This is a genomic window from Candidatus Izemoplasmatales bacterium (genome assembly GCA_041649275.1).
Classification (GTDB): Bacteria; Bacillota_I; Bacilli_A; order Izemoplasmatales; family Hujiaoplasmataceae; genus UBA12489.
In genome coordinates this window covers 1-5842 of sequence record JBAZNL010000030.1, presented here as the reverse complement: position 1 = coordinate 5842, position 5842 = coordinate 1, and the positions used below count along the sequence as shown (strand labels likewise).

Here is a 5842-nt window from a genome sequence, read left to right as displayed (position 1 = left end):
CACCGCGTGATGTCCTTCACGAACATCCCGGTGATCTCCTTGAACATCCCGATCGTCATCGGCCCCTCGTGCGAAAGCAGGTCGATGAACTTCCACTCGAGCGGTCCCATCCGCTCGGGTTCTTTTCTGTATACCGCCGCGAACAGCGGCAACTCGTCGAAACGCACGTAGGCGATCCCGCTCTTCTGGAAGCGTCCCTTGACGATCCGGCGGTTCGAGCGGAGGGAATCGTTGTACCGCGTGTCGTCGAAGGCGGCGCGGTGCTGCAGGAAGGGCGCCGTCCCCGGCCGGATCCAGTAATCGGTCGGGACCGGCGACATCATCCGGAACAGGTCGTCGTATTCCGCCTTCGTCTCGACCGGAGAGAGCATGCGCGAGCGTTCCATGCGGAGAAATTCGACGTTCTTTTCATTGATCATCCCGCCACCCCCGTCTTCCAGCCCATCTCGACGCGGACCTCGTCGTTTTCGACGTCCGCGTCCGTATAGCACGTCGTATCGAGTCCGATGAACGTGAAGCCGTGCTTCCGGTAGAGCGCGATCGCCGCGAGGTTGCACGTCTGCGTCTCGAGGATCGCCAGACGGCAGCCCTTCTCGACGGCCTTCATCTTCGCGAACTCGAGCAGGGTTCCGCCGAGTCCCCGAAGCCTGCGATGTTCCTCGACCCAGAGTTCGGTGATCCGGAGGCGCCGGCTCCAGGTCTCTTCGGCGATTTCCACGCAGCCGGCGAGAATCTCGCCGTCGAAGATCCCATAGGCTTCGACGTTCCCGAAGTACGGCGGATAGAGTTCCATCTCGTATTCCTTGAGCCGGGGTTCGTCGAACGGTGTCAAAGTCATTCGGAACGACGCCGCATCCTCCGTCGCGTCGACCGCAACCCTGAAGGCACCGGTCGTCGCGTACGACACCGGCAGCTTCACGCCGCGGTAGTTCTCCTTCTCGAGCGGGACGGGCGATGAGGGAATCATCGCTTCGCCTCCGCCCGGCGGGCGAGTCCCCGGTCGGTCCAGAAGAGCCCGTAGCCGATCAGGACCACGAACAGCGCGACGACGACGATCGGAAGCGGTCCGTAGGTCGACACGTCCATGAAGAAGTACGGATACGCCGAGACGGCGTCCTCGCTCAGCCAGAAGGTCCCGCCGAGCGCGGCGTAGACGATCGTGTAGACCCAGTACAGGATCGGAAACGCCGTCCAGTACAGCGGCTGGAAGACCGTGAACCGCCCCTTGCGGTCGAAGAGGAAATAGTCGAGAAGCGAAAGGACCGGCGTCGATACGTGCACGAGGAAGTCCTTGAGCGACGTCGGGTCGTACGACCCCCCGTCGCCGATGAACGGACGGAGCATGACGTTGAACACGATTCCGGTGAGGACGATCCCGACGGTCGTCTGCCCCTTGAGGAGGGGAAGCCATGCCGGTTCGCCGTCCTTCTTCATGAGGTCGCGGACGACGAGCCAACCGAACAGGAGGACGCAGAGGACGTTCGACTGCGTCGTGAAATAGGAAAACGAAGCCGTCACGTCTTCGGTCTCCCGGATCAGGAGCCAGACGCCGAGCGTGGAGCCGAGGATGAGGAGGATGCGGTAGGTGATCCGGATGCTTCTGTTGTCCATCATTTCGTTCCTTTCGCGATCAGTGCGAACGACGTCGCCGGATCGAACGGCCGGCCGTCGAAGCCGCCGTACAGGACGACGTTCGTGAAGCCCGCGTCCCTCATCATGCGTTCGAGGGAACGCGCGCGCAGCGGGAAGAGCGGCGTGTCCGCCTCGTAGACCTGGTCTTCATAGGTGAGACGCGTTTGAAAACGGACGCGGCCGTCCTCGAGGACGTAGTTCCGGGTGAACGTGCGTCCCTGGTTTTTGATCGGCGGGAGGGCGGTGATCCTTTGATCGAGGATGCGGTCGTAGTTCACGATCTGGACGACGGCGGATCCGCCGTCGACGAGGGATGAATACATCCGCCGGATCATCACGCCGATCTCGGCTTCGGAGGAGAGATGGACGAGGGTGTTCCCGATGCAGTAGACGCCCTCGTAGAGGGAGACCGACGAGAGCGAGCGGATGTCGGATGCGCCGAAGGTCGCGGGCGATCCCGCCTGAAGCGCCTTCTTCCTCGCGATGTCGACCATGCGTTCGTCGAGGTCGATCCCGTCGGCGCGGTAGCCGAGGGCGCGGAGCGCGAGGACGTGTCCGCCGGTGGCGCAGCCGAGGTCGAGGACGCGCCCCTTGCGGAAACTCTTCGAAAGGAAGGCGACCGTCGGGCGGTCGACGGGGAAGATGAGATCGTAGTGGTCGGAGAAGTCGCGGTACAGGTCCATGGGGTCCTCCTAGTGCTCTTCGATCCGGACGGCCGACAGTCCGGAGAAGGCCGCGAAGCGTTCGAAACAGGACGTTAGCGCCGTCTGAAACGCCTGCGTCGGCTTGAATCCGTCCTCGAGCCAGACGTTCTTCACGGAAAGGACGTCCTCCTTGCGGAGGGTGCGCAGTTCCACCCGCCCGACGAAGGTTTCGCCGTAGAGGAGCGGGAGGGCGTAATGGGCGTACTTCATCTTTCCCGGCGGCGTGTAGATCTCCCAGACGTAGTCGAAGCCGAAGATCGCGCGGATCAGATTCCGGTCCCAGATCATCGCGTCGAGCGGGGCGACCAGGGTCGCCTTCTTCGGATAGCGTCGTTCCTCCTTCGCGAGGGTCGCGAGCGGCAGGTCTTCCGTCTTCAGATAGAACGCATCCTTGAGTCCCTCCACGGAAGCGGGAACGACGGACCCCTCTTCCAGAAGCCGGGCGAAGGCTTCCCTCCGCTTCGCGGCGGTGAGGCCGCCGATCATCAGATAGGCCTCGGGACCCTTGTCCCAGAGGAGGCCGACGGCGCCGACGCGGCGGAGCACCCGCCAGGCGTGGTAGGACGCCTCGTCCGGATGCGGGTCGGGGGCGTCGAGGAGGGCCTTCGGAATCAGGTTCTCCGCCGGGGCGAAGTGGCGGATCTTGCCTTCCTTGTGATGGATCAGCAGTTCACCGGAATAGTACATCGCCTCGAGCGTGGCCCGCGAGAGCGAGGTCTCGCCCCAGTACCAGTCCGCCCGCCCGAGGTCGAAGGACTTGGTCGAGAAGGATTCCTTCCCGGCGGAAAGGTCGCGGATCTTCGGCGCGACGGCGTCGATCGTCTCGCTCACGCGCCCCCACTGGCGGATATGCCTGCGGTTCCGAAAGAAGGCCGGGTAGTCTTCGGTCGGGATCACCGACATCTGCTTGTCGAAATGGTCGTAGAGGAGGCGATCCTTATAAAGCAGCTCCTGGAGGTGTTCCTTCCGGTAGCCTTTGACGCGCGCCTGGAGGACCAGGTCGGCGTTCATCCCGCAGACGTCGACGGGATCGAACTGGATGCATCCGGCAGCCCTGACGTAGTCGAGGACGCCCTGTTTTCCTACGTACCGCGTGGGACCGAGCAGTCCCTGTTTGAGCAGGATGAAGCGGCGGGCTTCCGCCTTCGTGAAGAGGTTCGGTTCCATCGGGTCGCTCCCTGCATTGACGTTATCTACATTATACACGAAAAAGCGCCGACGGAAGCCATTGTCGGCGCATGTTTCGGCGATCGTTCCATCGGCCGACCGCAACTTTATGCAGGGATTTAGCAGATGTGCATACAACTTTTTACATACCGGTGATGGGGCCGAAAGACACTTTATGCAGTATATGACGAGTCGTTTCCGACACTTCATGCAAGGCGTTCCCCTGGTTCTTCATCGCCCGCATGACGCGATCACCACCGCACCCGTCCCATCAAAAAGCAGGACGGTCCGTCCGTCCTGCTCAATCGTTCATCGGTGTCCTTGGTTCCGACGACTTCCAAGAGGTCTTCCTGCGTAACCCGTTCAGATGCGAGTACGGCAGACGTCCTTCCTTCTGGAGCCTGCCGACGACGATGCCGGGAGCGATGCCGATCGCATCGGCGAAGGCGACGACCGCGGCTTCGGAGATGGATCCGGCGCGAAGGAACTCCGCGTAGGCGGTCGCGGGGATCAGGGTGTCGCGGGCGAACGCGTCCGCATCCCGTTCGAGTTCTTCATCCTGTCCGTCGACGATCATCACCCGTCTCTTCATCTGCCGCACGTGCCCGAGCTCATGGAAGAGGGAGAACCAGAAGATGTCCATGTATTTGCCCCGGTCGTTGACGAGCAGGGAAGGTCGATCGCCGGCGATCCACTTGACGACGCCGTTGACGTTCGCTTTCGCGAGATCCGGCAGCGGAACGTAGGCGATCCCGCAAGGAGAGAGGATCGCCTCGATGGCCGCGTGGTCGACGCCATCGTCGGCGACCGTCAACCGACGCAATGCCCTCGTCGCCTCGTCCAGCTTGGCGGATTCGAACGCAGGCGTGACCTTGCGCGCCGCCAGATCGAGCCCGATCGTGATCCAGGCGTTGCGCGGCACGATGGTTTCGGGTCCCTCCTTCGGCGTCGATTGGCGGCATAACGTAAGAAGGTCATGTTTGGCGAGCGTTTCGAGCCGTACGACCCGGAGCGCTTCGCGAAGCCGCAGGATCCTATCTTTCCAGCCTTTCGCCTCAGGTACGATGCCGAGATCCCGGAAATATCCGTAGTCGAGCATGTCGAGAAAGGGACGGTCGGATTCGATGCCGTATTCCTCCGCCTGTTCCGCGACGTACATCTCATATTGGTTCTGCAGCCGCACCCAGACGTCCGGCTTCGTGCCGAAGAAGGCGCCGAGTTTGCGCGCCGTCTCGGCGTTCAGTCCCCGATCGCCGCCGATCAGCTCGCTCAGGTCCTTGTCCGACATGTCGAGCCGCGCCGCGCACTCGTGTCGCGTCATTCCGAGGGCGTCGATCGCGTCCTCCACATAGGAACCCGGGTGGTAGGCAGGTCTTCTTTTTTCATTCTTCATAGTGGTTCGATACCTCCGCTACCGCGAAATCGCATTCGACGAGCAGGACGTCCAGGGCGGTCTCCTTGACGACGGGACGCCCGTCGCCGTCGAGCGCCGTCAGGAGCAGGCGCATTCCGCTCGTCTTCACCAGGTCGATCGCGAAACGATGCGTTTCCGTATGCTTCAGGGGATGGAAGCGGAACTGCGGGACGTGGACGAAATCCGCAAGCGCATCGGCGGCTTCGGCGAAGTCGATCGCCTTCATCAGCCGTTTTGCGACATCGTCGCCCAATCGCCGACGGGCGTACGCGAAATCGCAGCACAGCCGTTCATCCTGTTTCGTTCGGTAGACGATCCGCATCCGCTCACCCTTCCAAGTGATTTCATTTTACCATATTCGAAAAACGTAATCAAGAAAAAACATCGGAATCGATCCGATGTTTTAGTTGAATGACGATCAGATGACGGAGAGTTCCTTCCCGACCTGGCGGAAAGCCTCGAGCGCGAAGTCGAGGTCCTCCTTCGTATGCGCGGCCGAGATCATCGCGCGCAGGCGTCCCTTGCCCTTCGGCACCGTCGGGAAGACGATCCCGGAGACGAACACGCCGGCCTCGAGGAGCTTCTTCGAGAACGCCATCGTCTTCGCCTCGTCGCCGATCATCACGGGCGTGATCGGGGTCTCCGAACGGCCGATGTCGAAGCCGAGGGCGGTCATTCCGGCCTTGAAGTAGCGTGCGTTCTCCCAGAGCCTGTCCGTCGCCTCGGTCGAGGTCGACAGGATCCGGATCGACTCGATCGCGGCGGCTACCGAGGCCGGCGGGATCGCCGTCGAGAAGAGCAGCGGGCGGCCCCGGTGGAGGAGCCATTCCTTGACGTTCTTCTTCGAACAGCAGTAGCCGCCGACGACGCCGACGGCCTTCGAGAGCGTGCCGATCGCGAAGTCGACGCGTCCGTGGAGGTGGAA

At 62.3% G+C, this 5842-nt stretch carries 8 protein-coding genes; all 8 read right to left on the bottom strand.

Features of this window, described 5'->3' with window-relative positions:
- Window positions 1–419: hypothetical protein (locus WC509_09080; GenBank protein ID MFA5007595.1), on the bottom strand; the 419-nt coding region annotated here is incomplete at its 3' end.
- Window positions 416–967 carry a GNAT family N-acetyltransferase gene (locus WC509_09075; GenBank protein MFA5007594.1) on the bottom strand — a complete coding sequence of 184 codons (552 nt, stop codon included), beginning with the start codon at window positions 965–967 and terminating at the stop codon, window positions 416–418. The genes WC509_09075 and WC509_09080, both read right to left, overlap by 4 nt.
- The gene (locus WC509_09070) at window positions 964–1611 is read right to left on the bottom strand and encodes a Pr6Pr family membrane protein (GenBank protein MFA5007593.1); all 648 of its coding nucleotides are present in this window, start codon (window positions 1609–1611) and stop codon (window positions 964–966) included. The genes WC509_09075 and WC509_09070 overlap by 4 nt, the downstream gene beginning before the upstream one ends.
- On the bottom strand, window positions 1611–2315 hold the full coding sequence (locus WC509_09065) for a class I SAM-dependent methyltransferase (GenBank protein ID MFA5007592.1): 705 nt from the start codon (window positions 2313–2315) through the stop codon (window positions 1611–1613). The genes WC509_09070 and WC509_09065 overlap by 1 nt, the downstream gene beginning before the upstream one ends.
- Window positions 2316–2324: 9 nt before the next feature.
- Window positions 2325–3503, bottom strand: coding sequence for a crosslink repair DNA glycosylase YcaQ family protein (locus tag WC509_09060; protein ID MFA5007591.1), 1179 nt, complete (start codon window positions 3501–3503; stop codon window positions 2325–2327).
- A 301-nt stretch (window positions 3504–3804) separates the two neighbouring features.
- On the bottom strand, window positions 3805–4896 hold the full coding sequence (locus WC509_09055; GenBank protein MFA5007590.1) for a HigA family addiction module antitoxin: 1092 nt from the start codon (window positions 4894–4896) through the stop codon (window positions 3805–3807).
- A complete protein-coding gene (locus tag WC509_09050; GenBank protein ID MFA5007589.1) occupies window positions 4886–5239 on the bottom strand; it encodes a hypothetical protein in 354 nt (117 codons plus the stop codon). Before WC509_09050 ends, WC509_09055 begins: the two co-directional genes overlap by 11 nt.
- 96 nt (window positions 5240–5335) lie before the next feature.
- On the bottom strand, window positions 5336–5842 hold a 507-nt coding region (locus WC509_09045; GenBank protein ID MFA5007588.1), incomplete at its 5' end, for an aminotransferase class I/II-fold pyridoxal phosphate-dependent enzyme.

Bases quoted from the DNA above. Each gene is read 5' to 3' on its own strand.
- WC509_09075 (MFA5007594.1), bottom strand. From the start codon at position 967: ATGATTCCCTCATCGCCCGTCCCGCTCGAGAAGGAGAACTACCGCGGC.
- WC509_09070 (MFA5007593.1), bottom strand. From the start codon at position 1,611: ATGGACAACAGAAGCATCCGGATCACCTACCGCATCCTCCTCATCCTC.
- WC509_09065 (MFA5007592.1), bottom strand. From the start codon at position 2,315: ATGGACCTGTACCGCGACTTCTCCGACCACTACGATCTCATCTTCCCC.
- WC509_09060 (MFA5007591.1), bottom strand. From the start codon at position 3,503: ATGGAACCGAACCTCTTCACGAAGGCGGAAGCCCGCCGCTTCATCCTG.
- WC509_09055 (MFA5007590.1), bottom strand. From the start codon at position 4,896: ATGAAGAATGAAAAAAGAAGACCTGCCTACCACCCGGGTTCCTATGTG.
- WC509_09050 (MFA5007589.1), bottom strand. From the start codon at position 5,239: ATGCGGATCGTCTACCGAACGAAACAGGATGAACGGCTGTGCTGCGAT.